Genomic DNA, 16,272 nt, shown 5'->3' on the forward strand with positions numbered 1-16,272 from the left:
TGAAGTGCATACCATTTTTATTTATTTAAAGTAAGCTTATTAAAAGAGTATAGTGAGAATTCCCTCAAGCTTCAAGAAAAGTAGAATTAAAAGGAACTGCTCAAAATGAACTTTAAGCATTGAGAGGCAGCTCCTTTATTCTTACATTAAATTTTACTAATTAGCACAAAACAACAATTTCATAGGGTGTAGTTTGAGCAGGTATGCTTTTGGTTGATGGACCATAGATAACAATTAGGTTTCTTTCAGCAGGATTTCTGTTAAAGGGCTGGCCATTTGGAAGTAACATCTCAGTATCTCTACTGATTCTTAATTTCAAGCTACCATCACTGCTGATTAAATCCTCATCAAAATAGTCTACTTTCACATTTGCCTCATCTGTGTTCTTAACCATAATGAGTGCCCTATATTGGGGAGGATATATAAGAGGTACAGGTGCATTCACATCATAATATCCTGTTACTTCATCTCCAATAGCTACAACTTCATGATTTACAAAGTAAGTAGTAGGAGCAACTATAAAGTTTACTATGGATCCATCTTCATTCTCAACTTCCATTAATTTATAGCAACCTGAGGTTTCTTCATCTTGACCTTGTCTAAGGTCACTAATCCTTTTTATAATTCCAGAAAAGCCTTTAAAACTTACCATTTTAATACCTCCTAATCTCTCCAAATATGCCACATAGCATTATTTGTACCTCTTACAAATACATCAGTTCTATTAGGGCCCCAAGATATTGCACCAGGTTCGGAGGTTAGGGTTCCACCAATAGTTTGCCAATCGCTCCATCTAGAGCCATTCCAAGTTTTAGTTATAAGCTCATTATTTCTTCCTTTAGCAAAGACTTCAAGTCTATTGGAGCCCCTAGAAGAAACTGCAGGAGCTGAGGTTATATTTCCACCAAGGTCTTCCCAATCACTCCAGCGAGTGCCATCCCACCATTTATGGTATAGACGGTTCCCTTGTCCCTGAACAAATACATCAATTCTATTATTGCCCCAGGAAACAGCAGCAGGAGCTGAGGTTAGGTTTCCGCCAAGGTTTTCCCAATCATTCCAACGAGTACCATCCCACCACTTATGGTAGAGAGCATTGTCAGTACCACGAACAAAGGTGTCAATTCTGTTTGTACCCCAAGAAGCAGCAGCTGGGCTTGATGCTAAAACTCCACCAAGGTTTTCCCATTCACTCCAACGAGAGCCATCCCACCACTTATGGTACATGGCATTATCAGTACCACGAACAAAGGTATCAATTCTATTATTGCCCCAGGAAACAGCACCAGGGCTTGAAGTTAAAACTCCGCCAAGGTTTTCCCAATTACTCCAACGAGAGCCATCCCACCACTTATGGTACATAGCATTATCAGTACCACGAACAAAGGTGTCAATTCTATTAGATCCCCAAGAAGCTGCAGCAGGACCGGAAGCTAAAACTCCACCAAGATCCTCCCATTGACTCCAACCACTCCCAGGAATTGGAGGTGGAGTTGGTGGTGGAACAGGAACTGAGGCACTATTTCTAAGGGTAAATTCAATTACATCTCTAAAGGTGCTGTTAACTACATTATTAGGCACGCCTCTTCGTCTAAGAGCGGCAAAAATATTGCCATATTGCCTTCTGAAATTATTAAAAATCACATTTGTTTTTCGATTTATATTACCTGAAACTTTTGAGGCGTTGTCTAAAGTGTAATTAATACAAGTTCTAAAGTATTCATTTACCTCACGTCTTGGTACTCCATATCTGGTAAAATTTCTGAATAATTCAGGTTGCTGCTGATTAAGTAAGTCTAAGATTCTATTTACTTCTCTTTGTGGAGCTCTATAGTTCCAGTTGAAATCTTCAAGCTCAAAGTATTCTCCATAGTTATCGACGTAGTCATAATCGTCATAGCCATCTATGAAGTCATTATGGTAGCCATACTTTCTCATTTGTGAATTGAAAAAGGGGCAGGTAGCTTGCTTAGTGCAATAAGGACAGTGGCAAAACTCATTATTATACATCTAAGTTCTCCTTATATTCATGCTTTGGTTATAAACCTTACCACTATAGTATATGATTGAAATTCAACACTGACACAAATTTAGTAAGTAAGATGAAGGAGGTTATTAATAAGTAGCAGGATTTTTACTTTCATCATAATATATGATGAAAGCCTTTAATAACAAGGAGAGCATATGTATAACAGCTATAATAGAAATAATATAATAAAGCCAAGGATTGTTTTTCGTGCAGTAGGAGATGTAAATGGGGACAAAATTCCTGATGGGGTATTTTTAACTGGAGTGTATACTGCTGAAAGGCCCTTTGTGGATCAAATTACGCTTGCAGTAAAGGATGGGAAAACAGGAAATGTTTATAGGGTACCCCTAAGTGAAAATTCAGGTTATAATCCTCGGATATTTTTAGGGGATTTCAATGGAGATGACATAAATGATATTTTAATTAGCATAGATTCAGGCGGCAGTGGTGGAATAATGTATCATTACATTTATTCCTTTGTTGATGATATTCCTGAGTTGATTTTTGATTTTAATCAGTATAATGAAGAGTATCAATACCAAATCAACTATGAGAATAACTTTAAAGTTGAAGCTATAAGTGAGATAAACAACGAGCAATATATTTTAGACATATCTCTTAGAGAAGAAGATTATTTAAGTGAAATATATGATAGTAACGGAAGATTAAAGGAGCCTATTGAGGGGTTTGTAAACCCATTAAGTGGGTTATATCCTGTGGATTTTGACTCTGATGGAGTATATGAACTATTAGCTTATCAAAAGATAGCTGGAAGGTATAATGCAGATTCTTTAGGATATTTTTTAAACACCTTAAAATGGGAAGAGAAAAGTTTTGTTTTAGACAATCAAAATATAGCTATATGGGGAAATGAAATAGAAAATAATAGAAGGTGGTAGTTTTTGTAAAACTCATAAATTGATATGACACTATTAACTATATTGTGGAATATTATGGCAATTAGAAGGAGTTGATTAATTATGAATTCAGTAAAAAATTATTATAGCAGGGATCTACAGGCTTTACATGATAAGTGCCAAAGGAATATGTTCTTTCATATTATTTTGAAATTGAAAGATGGCAGTGTCATTGATGGAATTATAGAAAAGGTAGAACCAGAGCGAATTATCATATTGGTTGGAGAAGATGTAATGGAGGAAGATGAAAACAGGGAAGATAGGCAAATTTTTGGAGGGGGAAGACCTAGAAGGAGATTTAGACGTTTTAGACGCAGAGGAATCCCTATTGGTGCTTTAGCAGCCTTATCTTTATTGCAGTACCCATACCCACCATATCATAATTATTACTACCCTCAGTATGGGAATTATGATTACGACTATGATGATGACCATGACCATGATGATGACCATGATCATGATGATTATGACGATGATGATAAACACCATCACTATTATGGACCATATGACTCTTATTATTAAAAGTACTTAATAGCATGTGAAGAAGGAGGAAAGTGCTGATTTATAAAATTTATTAGTTTAAACAATTATATGTCAACCAAAATACAGTTAATCAATCTTAAAAAAATCATAATCCCTTCTAAGTATTCACAGAAATATTTTCAGTAAGTAGTAGATTAAATCATGCATTATATATAAGTACATCCTTGTGACTAAAGCCCACAATGATGTACTTTTTTATTGGTTTTCTTCAAAGTGTTCTTCTACTCAACTTATAAAAGCTTTATCTAGATACTTTGAGTATTTTTCAAAGCTTTATTAGGGAAAAGGATATGAGTAATTGTAAGGCTATAAAAGTAAATTTGCACTAAAACAAATCACTAATAATATAATGGAGTAGGTATTAAGAATTTTACGTTTAGAGGAGGTTAATGTGAATAAATTAATTTATAAGGTTTTAAGAAAAATGAAAAGAGGGTTTAGTGGTACAGTAAAAACCTTAGGGAAAGTATTATTACCAAGGCAGATGCCTTATGAAATCAATGTTATTGCTGAAAACTTATTTGTACCTTGGGCTATAGACATAAGTAGTGATGGGAAAATATATTTTACTGAGAGGTCTGGAACTATTAGGGTTATTGAAAATGGTAAGGTTAATCCTGAACCTATTATTACCTTTGCAACTCCCTTTGTGAGTCGCGGTGAAGGTGGACTTCTAGGGATTGCATTAGATCCAAATTTTATACAAAACCATTATATATATGCAATGCATACCTACTCTGAGGATAATAGGCTCTTTAATAGAGTAGTAAGATTAATAGAAAAAAACAACAAAGCCTCTGTGGATAAAGTTATTATAGATAAAATCCCAGGAGGGCAAGTGCATAATGGAGGAAGAATAAAGATAGGGCCAGATAAAAAGCTTTATATAACAACTGGAGATGGAGGAACCCCATCTTTAGCACAAAATCCCACAAGTACTGCAGGAAAAATACTAAGAGTAGAATTAGATGGTAGTATTCCTAAGGATAACCCAATACCTAACTCACCAGTTTATAGTCTGGGATTTAGAAATCCTCAGGGACTAGCATGGAATTCAACAAATATTTTATATGGAACAGATCATGGAGAAGTAGCTCAGGATGAAGTGAATATTATTGAGTCAGGGGCAAATTACGGGTGGCCCATTGTTCAAGGAAATCAGGCTTCTAGTGAAATTACTGCTAAAAAACCTTTAGTACAAAGTGGAGGAGAAACTTGGGCACCTGCTGGAATTTCCTTTATAAATATAGGACCGTGGCAAGGAAAATTAGTAGTGGGCAATTTACGCGGTAGTCAACTACTTGTAATTTCTTTAGGAGAAGATGGAAGGACTGTTACAAATCAAGAATTTTTTTTAAAAAATGAGTTTGGGCGTATCCGTGATGTTATTCAAGGAAATGATGGGTCAATTTATTTTACCACTAGCAATAGAGATGGCAGAGGAAATCCTACTTCAAAGGATGATAGAATTATTCAACTTATCCCTAAAGGGTAGGAACTAAAATATTTATTTGAAAGCTAAAATTAGAGGGGTGTTTATGCATAAAAATTAATATTTATGCATGTTATACAATTTGCAAAATAACTGTCAAGGAAGAAATAATTAAATTATTGAGTTATTTACAAGGTTCAAAGAAAAGGTTTTCAAAAACAATAGATAAGATAAATGAATAAAATTAATAATAAGTGCATAATAGTTGTTGACACATTTACTTTAGTGTAGTAAACTATGAATATAATTTAATAAGACCTCACTTTCATAAGTGAGGTAGAGGCGCGAGATTTAACAGTCCCTATAGGAGCTTGAGGAAGCAAAGATTCTAGGGAGAAGGAAATGTCGCCGAAGCTTGTAATATCCTCAGTATTACTTGCTGGGTCTGCAGTTAAGAACTGCAGGACTGTCTCAATAGACGTCCCGGTTTATTGAGTTGTGCTATCTCATTTGGGAAGAGAGGGGGAATTAGGGTCAATTTAAGCATGTGACGACCTAAGTTTACCTTAGGTCTTTTTGTGTTTTTAATGCCAAAAGATGAGATAGTGCCATCCTGAATGAAGGGGTGGCATTTTTATTTTTATAATTTTAGTAGAATTTCTATCATGGATATATAAGTTGAAAGTTTATACTCTTCAGCTTTAGAAACTTCAAAGAAGCCAAGGTAGTTAATAAATAAGTAAAACTTTAAAATTAGCTTCCACATGAAGAATTTCTAGGAGACATAAGAAAAAGAGTAAAACAAATTTAATTACAAAATTTAGATGAAACACCAAGAAGGAGAGATTAACAATGAGAAGAAGATTATTAGGACTAATAGCAATTACATTATCAACAGTATTATTTTTAGGTGGGTGTGGTACAAGCGCTTCTAGTAAGGAGGCATCACCAGTAGTTAGTGAAGAGCAGATATTTAGAGTAGGTATGGAGGCAGGTTATGCTCCTTTTAATTGGACTCAAAAGGATGAGGCTAACAACGGAGTTAATATAGAGGGTAGCGCAGAATATGCTGGAGGATATGACGTGGAAATCGCAAGACAAATTGCTGAAGGGCTAGGAAAAAAGTTGGTTATTGTTAAAACAGAATGGGATGGACTAGTGCCAGCATTAACTTCAGGGAAGATAGATGCAATTATTGCAGGGATGTCACCTACTGCAGAACGTAAGGAAACCATTGACTTTTCAGATAACTACTATAAATCAGATTTAGTTATGGTAGTAAAAAAAGGTGGAAAATACGAGAGTGCTTCTTCAATTAAAGATTTTCAAGGAGCAAAAATAACAGCTCAATTAAATACCTTTCATTATTCGGTGATAGATCAAATTCAAGGAGTAGAGAAGCAACCCGCAATGGATAATTTTCCAGCTATGAGAGTAGCACTTGAATCTGGAATTATTGATGGATATGTGTCTGAACGCCCAGAAGGAGTTAGCAGTGAGTTAGCAAATAGTAATTTTAGAGTTATAGAATTTAAAGATGGATTTATAACTTCTGATGATGATACAGCAATTGCAGTGGGAGTAGCTAAAAATAGTGATTTAGTAGCTAAAATAAATACAATTTTATCAGGGATCTCAGAAGAGCAGCGTAGAGCTATCATGGATAAGGCTATTAAAAATCAGCCTGCTGCTAATTAGATATTAAATATGTTTCATTAGGTAGCCTAACAAGTTAGGGAGAGTTGTGTTAGGTTACCCTTACACAAAGGAGGAGTAAAATAATGAGTTTAGATTGGATAGTAAAAATTATTTCAAATAACTGGTCTATGTTTCTTAGAGGGGCTGGAATAACTCTTTTAATTTCAATGGTTGGAACAATTATAGGTTTTTTTATAGGGATTATAGTAGGGGTTATACGAACTATTCCGTCACCAGAAGGAAAAGCTAAAAGAATATTTGTAAAAATCCTTAATGCAATACTTTTTGTTTATATAGAATTGTTCCGTGGAACACCTATGATTGTGCAGGCTATGGTAATTTATTATGGGTCCGCTTTAGCTTTTGGTATGAATATGAATAGATTATATGCAGCTATATTAATAGTATCTATTAATACAGGGGCATATATGGCAGAAATTATCCGTGGAGGAATTCTATCCATTGATAAGGGTCAGTTTGAAGCTGCTCATGCTATTGGTATGACTCACTTTCAAACCATGATGAATATAATTTTACCTCAAGCAATTCGTAATATTTTACCTTCAATAGGAAATGAGTTTGTGATTAATATAAAAGATACTTCAGTACTTAATGTAATTTCTGTAACAGAGTTATATTTTCAAACAAAATCAGTATCAGGAAATAACTTTAGATATTTTGAATCCTTCTTTGTAGCTTGTGTGCTATATTTTATCATGACTTTTACAGTAACAAGAATTTTACGCTATATTGAAAAGAGATTAGATGGAGCAGAAAATTATGTTATAAGTGATATTGAAATAGAAAAACAATCAGTAATTTTAGCATCAGGAAATAGGGATGCAGTTAGTTACTAAAGAGGAGGAGAAATCGTGGAAAATATAATTGAAGTTAACCATTTAAGAAAATCCTTTGGAGATCATCAGGTTTTAAAAGATATTGACTTCTCAGTAAATAAAGGAGAAGTAGTTTCTATAATTGGCTCCTCTGGATCAGGGAAATCTACCCTTCTTCGTTGTATTAATCTTTTAGAAAAGCCAACGGGTGGGGAAATAATATATAAGGGGAAAAACATCTTAGATAATAATCATGATACTGGTATGTATAGAACTAAATTAGGCATGGTATTTCAACAGTTTAATTTGTTTAATAATAAAAATGTTTTAGATAACTGCATAGTTGGACAAGTAAAAGTATTAAACCGCTCTAGGGAAGAAGCTGAAAAGGTGGCTATGAAATACTTGAATCTTGTTGGAATGGAAAGATACATTAATGCAAAGCCAAGACAGTTATCAGGAGGTCAAAAGCAACGAGTGGCTATTGCTAGAGCACTTTCAATGGAGCCGGATGTAATGCTTTTTGATGAGCCAACTTCAGCTTTAGATCCTGAAATGGTAGGAGAGGTTCTTAAGGTAATGAAGAATCTTGGGGAAAGTGGAATTACTATGTTAGTAGTAACCCATGAGATGGGTTTTGCAAAAGAAGTATCTCACAGAGTGGTGTTTATGGATAAAGGAGTCATTGCTGAAGAAGGAAGCCCTGAGCAAATTTTTAATAATCCTGCTGAACCTCGTACAAGAGAATTTTTAAAGCGCACTTTAAGCAATATTTAATAGATATTAACCATAAGTGAAAGGAACATTTTTATTTAGTTATAAGGAAAGTGTCCACCCCCTCAAGGATAATAGTTTAGTTGAAAAGTAATAAGTGGTTTTAACTAGAAAGGCTTATTACTTAATTTATCAAGGAGAACTAATGAATAATTAGAAATTTGCACTCAGACTGGAAGGTCTGAGTGTTTTTGTGTTAAACAGTAAAGTTCTATGAAAAGGTGATTTAAAGGTTATATTTTACAAATCTTAAGAAGTTCTTAAGATTTATACAAACAATATTTTAAGATTTCCTTGCTATTATTGTGTTATAGAGAGTGCAGTAAGTTGCTAATCTGGAGGTAATAATAAATGGAAAAACATTATTTATATATTGTTCTTACGAGAACTAATACAACAGTTTCAAGGCTTATTGGGTTATTCACCAATGATGAATATACTCATGCAGCAATTTCTTTGGATAAGGAATTAAATAGAATGTATAGTTTTGCAAGAAAATATACATTTAATCCTTTTATCGGGAGGTTTAAACAGGAAGTGCTAAATCAAGGGTTATACAAATTTAGCAATACTTTACCTGGTACCATAATGAAGGTTGAAGTTTCAAAAGAACAATATGAAAAAGCTGAGGAATTGGTAAATCATTTTATAGATAATAGCAATAGCTATAAATATAACTATAAAGGGCTTATACATAACCTACTAAATAAAGAAGTATGCTACCAAGATAGGTTTTTATGTTCAGAGTTTGTATATTATATTTTAAACCACAGTGGGGTTTTGGATTTTAATATGTCAAGAAACCTTGTTAGACCTGAAACCTTGCTTCAGGCAAAGGGCGAGATAATTTACAAGGGAAATCTTAAAGAAATAGAATCAACTAGTAATAATTATGAGGTGGAAGAAATAAAGTTTATGGAGTTGAAGGCGATTTATGAATAAGCATAAAGAAAAAATAAAATTATGGTTATGCTTATTTGTGGCTATAGGGTTATTGTTAAGCATATTCCTCTACATGAAGTCAACAGGAATTTTTAGCACAATTAATTCAGTGGAAGCCTTTAAGGCATATATTCAGAGTTATGGTGACAAGGCTTATGGAATGTTCTTCTTTATTCAGTTTATGTCTGTTATAATTGCACCAATACCTAGTAATATTAGTGCTGTGGTGGGTGGAAATGTATTTGGTTTATGGCAATCCTTTTTCATTAGTTTGTTAGCTATTATAAGTGGGTCAGTAGTAGTATTTATTCTTGCAAGAAAACTTGGAAAGCCTTTTACTGAGAAATTTGTGAGTCCTAAAATTTCAGAAAAATATGAGAAGCTTATTTCCTCAAAAAGGGGGGAGCTGTTAGTTGGAATATTGTTCTTATTGCCCTTTTTACCAGATGATGCTATAGGCTTCTTGGTGGGGCTTAGTACAATGAGATTAGGTAGATACTTTATGATAATGATATTAACTAGGCCTTGGGAAATACTAGCTGCATCTGCATTGGGTTCTTCAAATATTATAATTCCCTGGTGGGGCTGGGGTATTATTGCTATATTAGTTCTTTATGTAGTAAAGAATGGTAGTAGACTAGAAAACAAATTTGTTAGTGCATTTAAGGAAGGCTAATTAGTAGGCTAACCTTAATTTCTTTATGCTAATTTTAAGCAACACTTTTGTGAAGATACATTTATTCATAAGGGATATAAATATAGATTTCATAAGAAGATATGTCACCATCTCACTATAAACTGTAGATATAAGATGAAAAATCTATTTCAAACAATAGGAAATTATGGTAAAATGGGAAAAATAACAAGGGATACTTAAAATGGTATTAGGGGGTAGGAATGTGGAAAATATAAATAATTTTAATATAAAAATTAAAGAAAAACTGAACTTAGAGGACTATAAGGAGATAAATCAGCTTCAAAATCTTTGTCATGAAGTAGATAAAGTTTCCTTAAAATTAGAACTTGATTATAAATTAAGTAGAAGTGAGGTTGAAGGGAAAAATATAGATAACCTCAATGAATTCTTATACTATTATGAAAACATGTTAGTAGGTTATATTGGCATCTGTGAGTTTGGTGGGGCTGCTATGGAAATCAATGGAATGGTGCACCCAAGCTATAGGAGGAGGGGGATATTCAAGAAGTTATTTTCACTGGTTAAAGATGAAGGTGGTAAGAGAAACCCAAAAAAAATACTTTTGCTTAGTGATAATAATTCTATTTCAGGGCTTGAATTTATTAAAAACACAGGTGCAGAGCACCATCATTCAGAGTATGAGATGTTTTTAAGACGCAATAGTGAAACAAATTCTTCAGGTAACAATGTGGTTTTAAGAAGAGCTATCAATGAAGATGGAAGAGAAATTGCATGGCAAAACTCTATATATTTTAACGAGGAGTTTAAGGAAGAAAACATTCCGATGCCTGAAGAAGAAGAAAAAAGTGGAATACTCATGTTCATAGCTGAAGTTGATAATAAAGTAATGGGTAAAGTTAACATAGAAATAAGGGAAGGCCAAGGAGGAATTTATGGATTAGGAGTAATTCCTGAGTATCGCGGAAGAGGTTATGGAAGAGAAATATTAACTAAAGCTGTGAAAATACTACAGGAAAAAGGTGCAAAAGATGTAATGCTTCAAGTGGAAGCGAAAAATAAGAATGCACTAAATCTTTATAAATCCTGTGGATTTGAGGAAACTTATACTATGGATTATTATAAATTATAGAACTCAAAGATAAAAATTCCTAGAAGATTAGAGTTATGAAACAATATAAAAGTTTCAGAAACCAAGACTAGAAATTATTTAGTTACAATTAAAACTCATTCATAGATAGTGTTAAATATGAAAGAACAAATAAAGAGCTTCTAAGTAAATGTATTACATTTGTCTTAGAAGCTCTTTATTTGAGTTGCAATTTTATATTAAATTAATCTATTATGCTTCAAGTTTTTCATTTACTTGAGAGCTTTGAAGTTTCTTTTTTGCAGCTATTAGGAACACCACAAGGGCACCAATTGCAGCTATTATTCCAGCAGGATAAGCTATTGAAGAGGAAAGTTTAAAACCTTCTGGAGCTACAAGGATATAAGTTATAGAAACGCCAGTCATGAATACTGCTGGCAATGTAGCTATCCAATGAATTTGTTTTCTTAAAGCTAAGTACATAGCTGAAGCCCAAAGTACAATCATTGCTAAAGTTTGATTAGACCATGCAAAGTATCTCCAAAGAATATTAAAGTCAATTCTTGTTAAAATGAAACCAATGATAAATAATGGGATAGTTATTATAAGTCTGTTTTTCATTGGTCCTTGTTTGAAGTTTAAAAAGTCTGCAATAGTAAGTCTTGCACTTCTAAAAGCTGTGTCTCCAGAAGTTACGGGGCAAGCTATTACACCAAGTATTGCAAGAGCTCCTCCAAATTTACCAAGTAGAGTTGTAGAAATTGTACTTACAACCCAACCTTGTCCACCGTTAGCAGTCATTTGTGCATTTAATTCTCCAGTGCTACCAAAGAAGGCTATTGCAGCAGCTGCCCAGATTAGAGCAACTATACCTTCAGCAATCATAGAACCATAGAATATTGCTCTACCTTGTTTTTCAGAAGTTATACATCTTGCCATCATAGGAGATTGTGTTGAGTGGAAGCCAGAGATAGCTCCACAAGCTATAGATATAAACATTAATGGCCAAATAGGTAGTTGTTTTGGGTGAAGGTTTGCTAATGTAATCTCAGGAATTTTATAGCCTCCAAAGATTATGCCTCCTGATACCCCTAAAGCCATAACTAAAAGGCAAATACCGAAGATTGGATAAATTTTTCCGATAAGTTTATCTATTGGAAGTAAGGTAGCTAAAATATAATAAGCAAAGATTACATAAACCCAAAATTTAGCATCAAGCCTTTCAGGTGTAAGTATAGCTAGAAGATTAGCTGGAGTTGTTATGAAAACTACACCTACAAGTATAAGAACTATAACTGAAAAACCTCTCATGAAGTTTTTAAAACCAGGTCCTAAATATTTTCCTACAACTTCAGGTATACTAGCACCATCATGTCTTACAGATAACATTCCAGATAAGTAGTCGTGCACTCCCCCTGCAAATATAGAACCAAGGACTATCCATAGAAAGGCAACAGGTCCCCATAATGCACCGGCAATGGCACCAAAGATTGGGCCTGTCCCAGCAATGTTTAGGAATTGAATTAAGAAAATCTTCCAACCAGGCATTTTAACAAAATCCACACCATCTTCAAGTCTTACAGCTGGTGTTTGAATTTTTTCATCTGCGCCAAAAGCTTTTTCAACAATTTTACTGTATACAAAATAACCTACAATTAAGGCAACAATAGAAAGAAGAAAAGATATCATTGATAAATCCCCCCTGTATAATAGTTTTTTATACATATATTATAAAATATATGTATATGTTTACATGGAGAAATTCTTTAAATAACAAAAAGAGCACATAAAATACATTTATATGCCCATGATTTGCTTAAACTTTGAAATGTTATGTCTGCTAACAGGGACTTCTTCTTCCACATCCTGGAGCCTTAATAAATATGTGTTGTTAAACCAGGGAATTATTTCTTTTATCTTATCTAAATTTACAATATAAGAACGATGGCATTTGAAAAAATTGTTTTGAGGAAGTTTTTTGTGAAAATCACTAATACTAGAATTAGTTTTAAATTCCTCTTCCTTGGTATAAATCAAAACCTCATGCTCATTAGCTCTACAATAGCATATTTCACTAATACTTAAAACAACTAATTTTTCATTTTTCCATAGAGTAATTCTATCATTATTACATTTGGTGATAGTATTATAGTTTTCCAGCTTTTTTAAAGTATCAACTATCCTATCCTCAGAATAAGGCTTTAATATGTAATCAAAGGCTGAAACTTCAAAAGCTTCAAGAGCATGCTCCCTATAAGCACTTATAAATACAATAATAGGCTTATCTTTTAACGTGTTTATCACCCTGCTAAAGGTAATACCATCCAATTTAGGCATACTTATATCCAAGAAAATTACATCTACAGCATTATTTTGAACATATTCAAGAGCTTTTATGCTATCATCGAATTTATCAAGTATTTTAATTGAGCTAAAATTAGTAACAAAGTAACTTAACTCCTCTATGGCAGGAATTTCATCATCTATGATAATACAGTTCATAAATTTAGCCACCTTTCTCCTTTTCATTAAGTATAAAGCTTATTTTTGTACCCACACTAAGTCTTTCAATATTAAGTCCATTACCATATATATATTTAAGTCTATTGTTAACATTAGACATACCAATTTTGTTTTCCTTAGAAGTACCATTATATATTGTGTCAATTATATGTTGAGAAATTCCAACACCATCATCTTCTATTATAACGAGAACTTCATTTGAATTATAATTTTTCACAGTGATTTTTACATTACCTGATCCAGAACCCTCTAAAATCCCATGCTTAATAGAGTTTTCTACCAAGGGTTGAATAACAAGTGATGGAATTTTAATATTTATATTTTCATCAACATCATAAGATACCTTTAATTTATCTCCAAAACGAGCTTTTTCTATTTCAACATAAGCTTTAACTTGTTCAAGTTCTTTGCTTATATCCACAAAGGTACTAGTGTTTTCAATGTTATATCTTAAATAGTTAGAAAGGTTTACTATAAGCTCCCTTGCTTTATTTGGATTAAATCTTAAAAAAGATACAATAGTATTTAAGGCATTAAAGAGAAAATGTGGATTGATTTGAGCTTGAAGAGCCTTTATTTCTGCCTTTGTAGCCATATCTTCAAGTCTCCCCAACTTACTAATTTCAAGTTGGGTGGAAATTAATTGAGATAATCCAACTGCCAGTTTTTCTGTAGTATAAGAAACACCATTTTCTATTGGGTAGTATAATTTTAAGGTTCCAATGACCTCTTGGTTTTCTTTAAGAGGGACAAGTATTGCAGATTTTAGAGGGCAGCTTTTGCAAAAGCATTGTATTTCTTCAGCACAGTTTAAAATACTCATAGAACCATTATCAATTACCTGTTTTGTAGCTGTGGTTTGTATAGGGCTTCCAACAACATGATGATCTGATCCTAGGCCAGCATGAGCAAGAACTGTATTCCTATCAGTAATTGAAACTGCGGCAGCACCAGTAGACTCTTTTATTATAGAGCAAATCTTAACCAAAGAATCATTGGTTATATCCCTAAAGTAGGGGAGAGTTTTATTAGCTATTTCTAGGGCTAGTTGAGCTTGAGATGCAGCTATTTGATCTTTTTCATTAAAGATTCTTTCTATGAGTAGTATAAGAATGCTTATACCTAAAGCATTAGTAAAGGTCATAGGAAAGTAAATACTTTTTACTATAGAAACTGCACTGGTATAAGGCTTAGAGATAAGCAAAATAAGAAGCATTTCAATGCTTTCAATTACTAATCCACCAATGAATCCATAGAACCATTTGTTGTGACCTGTACCTCTTTTGTACAGAATAGCAGAAACAAATCCAGCAATAATTGTGGCTATAGCGCAAGGAATAGAAGTTATTCCACCAATATCATAGGTAAACCTATGAATTCCCGCAAGAGTACCAGCTATAATTCCAACAAAGGGACCGCAAAGAATTCCACCAGCCATTACTCCAATTATTCTGGTATTAGCTATGGCTCCGTTTACATCTGTACCAGAATAGGTTCCAATTATACCAAAAATAGAAAAGGCTAAAGCAAGTATGGTAAGTTCTCTTTTTCTAAATTTATCTCTTTGTATTATTTTTTTTACTATAGATATATTTGAAATTATAAAAGCTAGTATTACAACATAACCTAAATTGTTTATAAGATTTCTAAATAAATTCATATAAATTACCTCTAGTTTTTAATTTAATATTTATTCTTTAAAGTTTAACTATCACTTTAAAATAATGCATGTATTATAGATAGTTTATCACAAATTGTTTATAATTTATAAATTTATTGCAAAGAAAACATGTTGATTAGTTCCAGTGAAAGTTATGGTTAAAATTTTTTCTACCTTGGGGTATATTTGCAAGAAAAGTATCCCAATTTTTACTAATAGTGCTATGAAGAAAATTTTATGAAGGTTATTTTTTTATTTATATTTTATGATATAATACTTCCATGAAAAAAATGTATAATTTGGTCGAAACATGTTTATAAATTACATTTATTTACTTTGATTTTGACATATACGAAAGATATGAGGAGATACAAGATGGATATTTTTTTGATTATCGGTGTTATTACAGGTTTTTTTGCAATAATTGTAGGAATGATTGTAAAGGGAGCAGATGTTACTGTACTACTAAATCCAGCTGCGGCTATAATAATTCTTGTTGGTACCATTGCAGCAGTAATGAACTCTTTTCCAAAGGACGAATTTCTTAAAATTCCTAAAATCCTAGGAGTTCTTTTTGGAAATAAGCAAAAAGAAAGACCGGTAGCCATTGTAGAACAAATTATAGAAATGGCACAAAGTACAAGAAAGAATGGGTTATTAAGTCTTGAAAATACTATACAAGGACTAGACAATAAGTTTATGAAAAAAGGACTCGAGATGGTAGTTGACGGTGCAGACCCTGAATTTATCGAGGAAGTTTTAACTATTGATATTGATGAGACGGAAGAAAGACACCGTGCTGGAGCTTCAATTTTTACAACTGCAGGAGGATCAGCACCAACCCTTGGAGTTTTAGGTGCTGTTATTGGATTAATTGGAGCTCTTGGAAACCTAAATGATACAGAAAAACTTGGTCATATGATAGCTGCTGCCTTTGTGGCAACTCTATATGGAATTTTCTTTGGATATGTAATTTTCCATCCTTTTGCAACTAGATTAAAGCGAAAGTCCCATGAGGAAATAACTAATATGCGTATCATATTAGAAGGTATTCTATCAATTCAGGAAGGGAAAAATCCAAAAAGTATAGAAAAAAAGCTATTAGGTATGTTAGCGCCAAAGGATAGAGTAAGTTTTGAAAAGAACAATAAGGATATTTAAAGGAGATTTATC

15 protein-coding genes and 1 riboswitch are annotated in these 16,272 nt (G+C 33.0%); of the genes, 10 read left to right on the plus strand and 5 right to left on the minus strand.

Annotated elements, in window-relative coordinates; translation table 11 throughout:
• Nucleotides 1–160: 160 nt before the first annotated feature.
• Both C661_RS0105005 and C661_RS0105010 read right to left on the minus strand, forming a co-directional pair.
• A complete protein-coding gene (locus C661_RS0105005; protein ID WP_017414214.1) occupies nt 161–652 on the minus strand; it encodes a hypothetical protein in 492 nt (163 codons plus the stop codon).
• A gap of 11 nt (nt 653–663) precedes the next feature.
• A complete protein-coding gene (locus C661_RS0105010) occupies nt 664–2,010 on the minus strand; it encodes a PLL family lectin (protein ID WP_017414215.1) in 1,347 nt (448 codons plus the stop codon).
• A 174-nt stretch (nt 2,011–2,184) separates the two neighbouring features.
• On the opposite strand from C661_RS0105010, the gene C661_RS0105015 reads away from it, so the two are divergent.
• The 9 genes from C661_RS0105015 to C661_RS0105055 all read left to right on the plus strand — a co-directional run bounded on the left by C661_RS0105015 (nt 2,185) and on the right by C661_RS0105055 (nt 10,958).
• On the plus strand, nt 2,185–2,928 hold the full coding sequence (locus C661_RS0105015) for a YybI family spore inner coat protein (protein WP_017414216.1): 744 nt from the start codon (nt 2,185–2,187) through the stop codon (nt 2,926–2,928).
• An 81-nt stretch (nt 2,929–3,009) separates the two neighbouring features.
• Nucleotides 3,010–3,468, plus strand: a complete 459-nt coding sequence (locus tag C661_RS21370) for a hypothetical protein (protein WP_017414217.1) — start codon at nt 3,010–3,012, stop codon at nt 3,466–3,468.
• A gap of 412 nt (nt 3,469–3,880) precedes the next feature.
• Nucleotides 3,881–4,984: a PQQ-dependent sugar dehydrogenase gene (locus C661_RS0105025; RefSeq protein ID WP_017414218.1), complete on the plus strand. Its 1,104-nt coding sequence runs from the start codon at nt 3,881–3,883 to the stop codon at nt 4,982–4,984.
• Nucleotides 4,985–5,250: 266 nt separating this feature from the next.
• A riboswitch (Lysine riboswitch) is annotated at nt 5,251–5,433 on the plus strand.
• 340 nt (nt 5,434–5,773) lie between these two features.
• Entirely contained in the window at nt 5,774–6,619 is an 846-nt protein-coding gene (locus tag C661_RS0105030) for a transporter substrate-binding domain-containing protein (protein WP_017414219.1), read from the plus strand.
• A gap of 83 nt (nt 6,620–6,702) precedes the next feature.
• Nucleotides 6,703–7,476 carry an amino acid ABC transporter permease gene (locus tag C661_RS21375; protein WP_017414220.1) on the plus strand — a complete coding sequence of 258 codons (774 nt, stop codon included), beginning with the start codon at nt 6,703–6,705 and terminating at the stop codon, nt 7,474–7,476.
• Between the two features lie 15 nt (nt 7,477–7,491).
• Nucleotides 7,492–8,232 carry an amino acid ABC transporter ATP-binding protein gene (locus C661_RS0105040; protein WP_017414221.1) on the plus strand — a complete coding sequence of 247 codons (741 nt, stop codon included), beginning with the start codon at nt 7,492–7,494 and terminating at the stop codon, nt 8,230–8,232.
• Nucleotides 8,233–8,580: 348 nt separating this feature from the next.
• Nucleotides 8,581–9,171, plus strand: a complete 591-nt coding sequence (locus C661_RS0105045; protein ID WP_017414222.1) for a hypothetical protein — start codon at nt 8,581–8,583, stop codon at nt 9,169–9,171.
• A gap of 73 nt (nt 9,172–9,244) precedes the next feature.
• A complete protein-coding gene (locus C661_RS0105050; protein ID WP_242825977.1) occupies nt 9,245–9,847 on the plus strand; it encodes a TVP38/TMEM64 family protein in 603 nt (200 codons plus the stop codon).
• Nucleotides 9,848–10,070: 223 nt separating this feature from the next.
• Entirely contained in the window at nt 10,071–10,958 is an 888-nt protein-coding gene (locus tag C661_RS0105055) for a GNAT family N-acetyltransferase (protein WP_017414224.1), read from the plus strand.
• 210 nt (nt 10,959–11,168) lie between these two features.
• Here C661_RS0105055 and C661_RS0105060 read toward each other — a convergent pair whose 3' ends face one another.
• The 3 genes from C661_RS0105060 to C661_RS0105070 all read right to left on the minus strand — a co-directional run bounded on the left by C661_RS0105060 (nt 11,169) and on the right by C661_RS0105070 (nt 15,099).
• Nucleotides 11,169–12,605 (minus strand): carbon starvation CstA family protein, encoded by a 1,437-nt coding sequence (locus C661_RS0105060; RefSeq protein ID WP_017414225.1) that lies wholly within the window; start codon nt 12,603–12,605, stop codon nt 11,169–11,171.
• Between the two features lie 108 nt (nt 12,606–12,713).
• The gene (locus tag C661_RS0105065; protein WP_017414226.1) at nt 12,714–13,418 is read right to left on the minus strand and encodes a LytR/AlgR family response regulator transcription factor; all 705 of its coding nucleotides are present in this window, start codon (nt 13,416–13,418) and stop codon (nt 12,714–12,716) included.
• Between the two features lie 4 nt (nt 13,419–13,422).
• A complete protein-coding gene (locus C661_RS0105070; protein ID WP_017414227.1) occupies nt 13,423–15,099 on the minus strand; it encodes a sensor histidine kinase in 1,677 nt (558 codons plus the stop codon).
• Nucleotides 15,100–15,474: 375 nt separating this feature from the next.
• Between C661_RS0105070 and motA the strand changes: the two genes are divergently transcribed.
• Nucleotides 15,475–16,260, plus strand: a complete 786-nt coding sequence (gene motA, locus C661_RS0105075; RefSeq protein WP_017414228.1) for a flagellar motor stator protein MotA — start codon at nt 15,475–15,477, stop codon at nt 16,258–16,260.
• Nucleotides 16,261–16,272: the final 12 nt, after the last annotated feature.

It is taken from the genome of Clostridium tunisiense TJ (genome assembly GCF_000300195.1).
GTDB classification, from domain to species: domain Bacteria; phylum Bacillota; class Clostridia; order Clostridiales; family Clostridiaceae; genus Clostridium_J; species Clostridium_J tunisiense.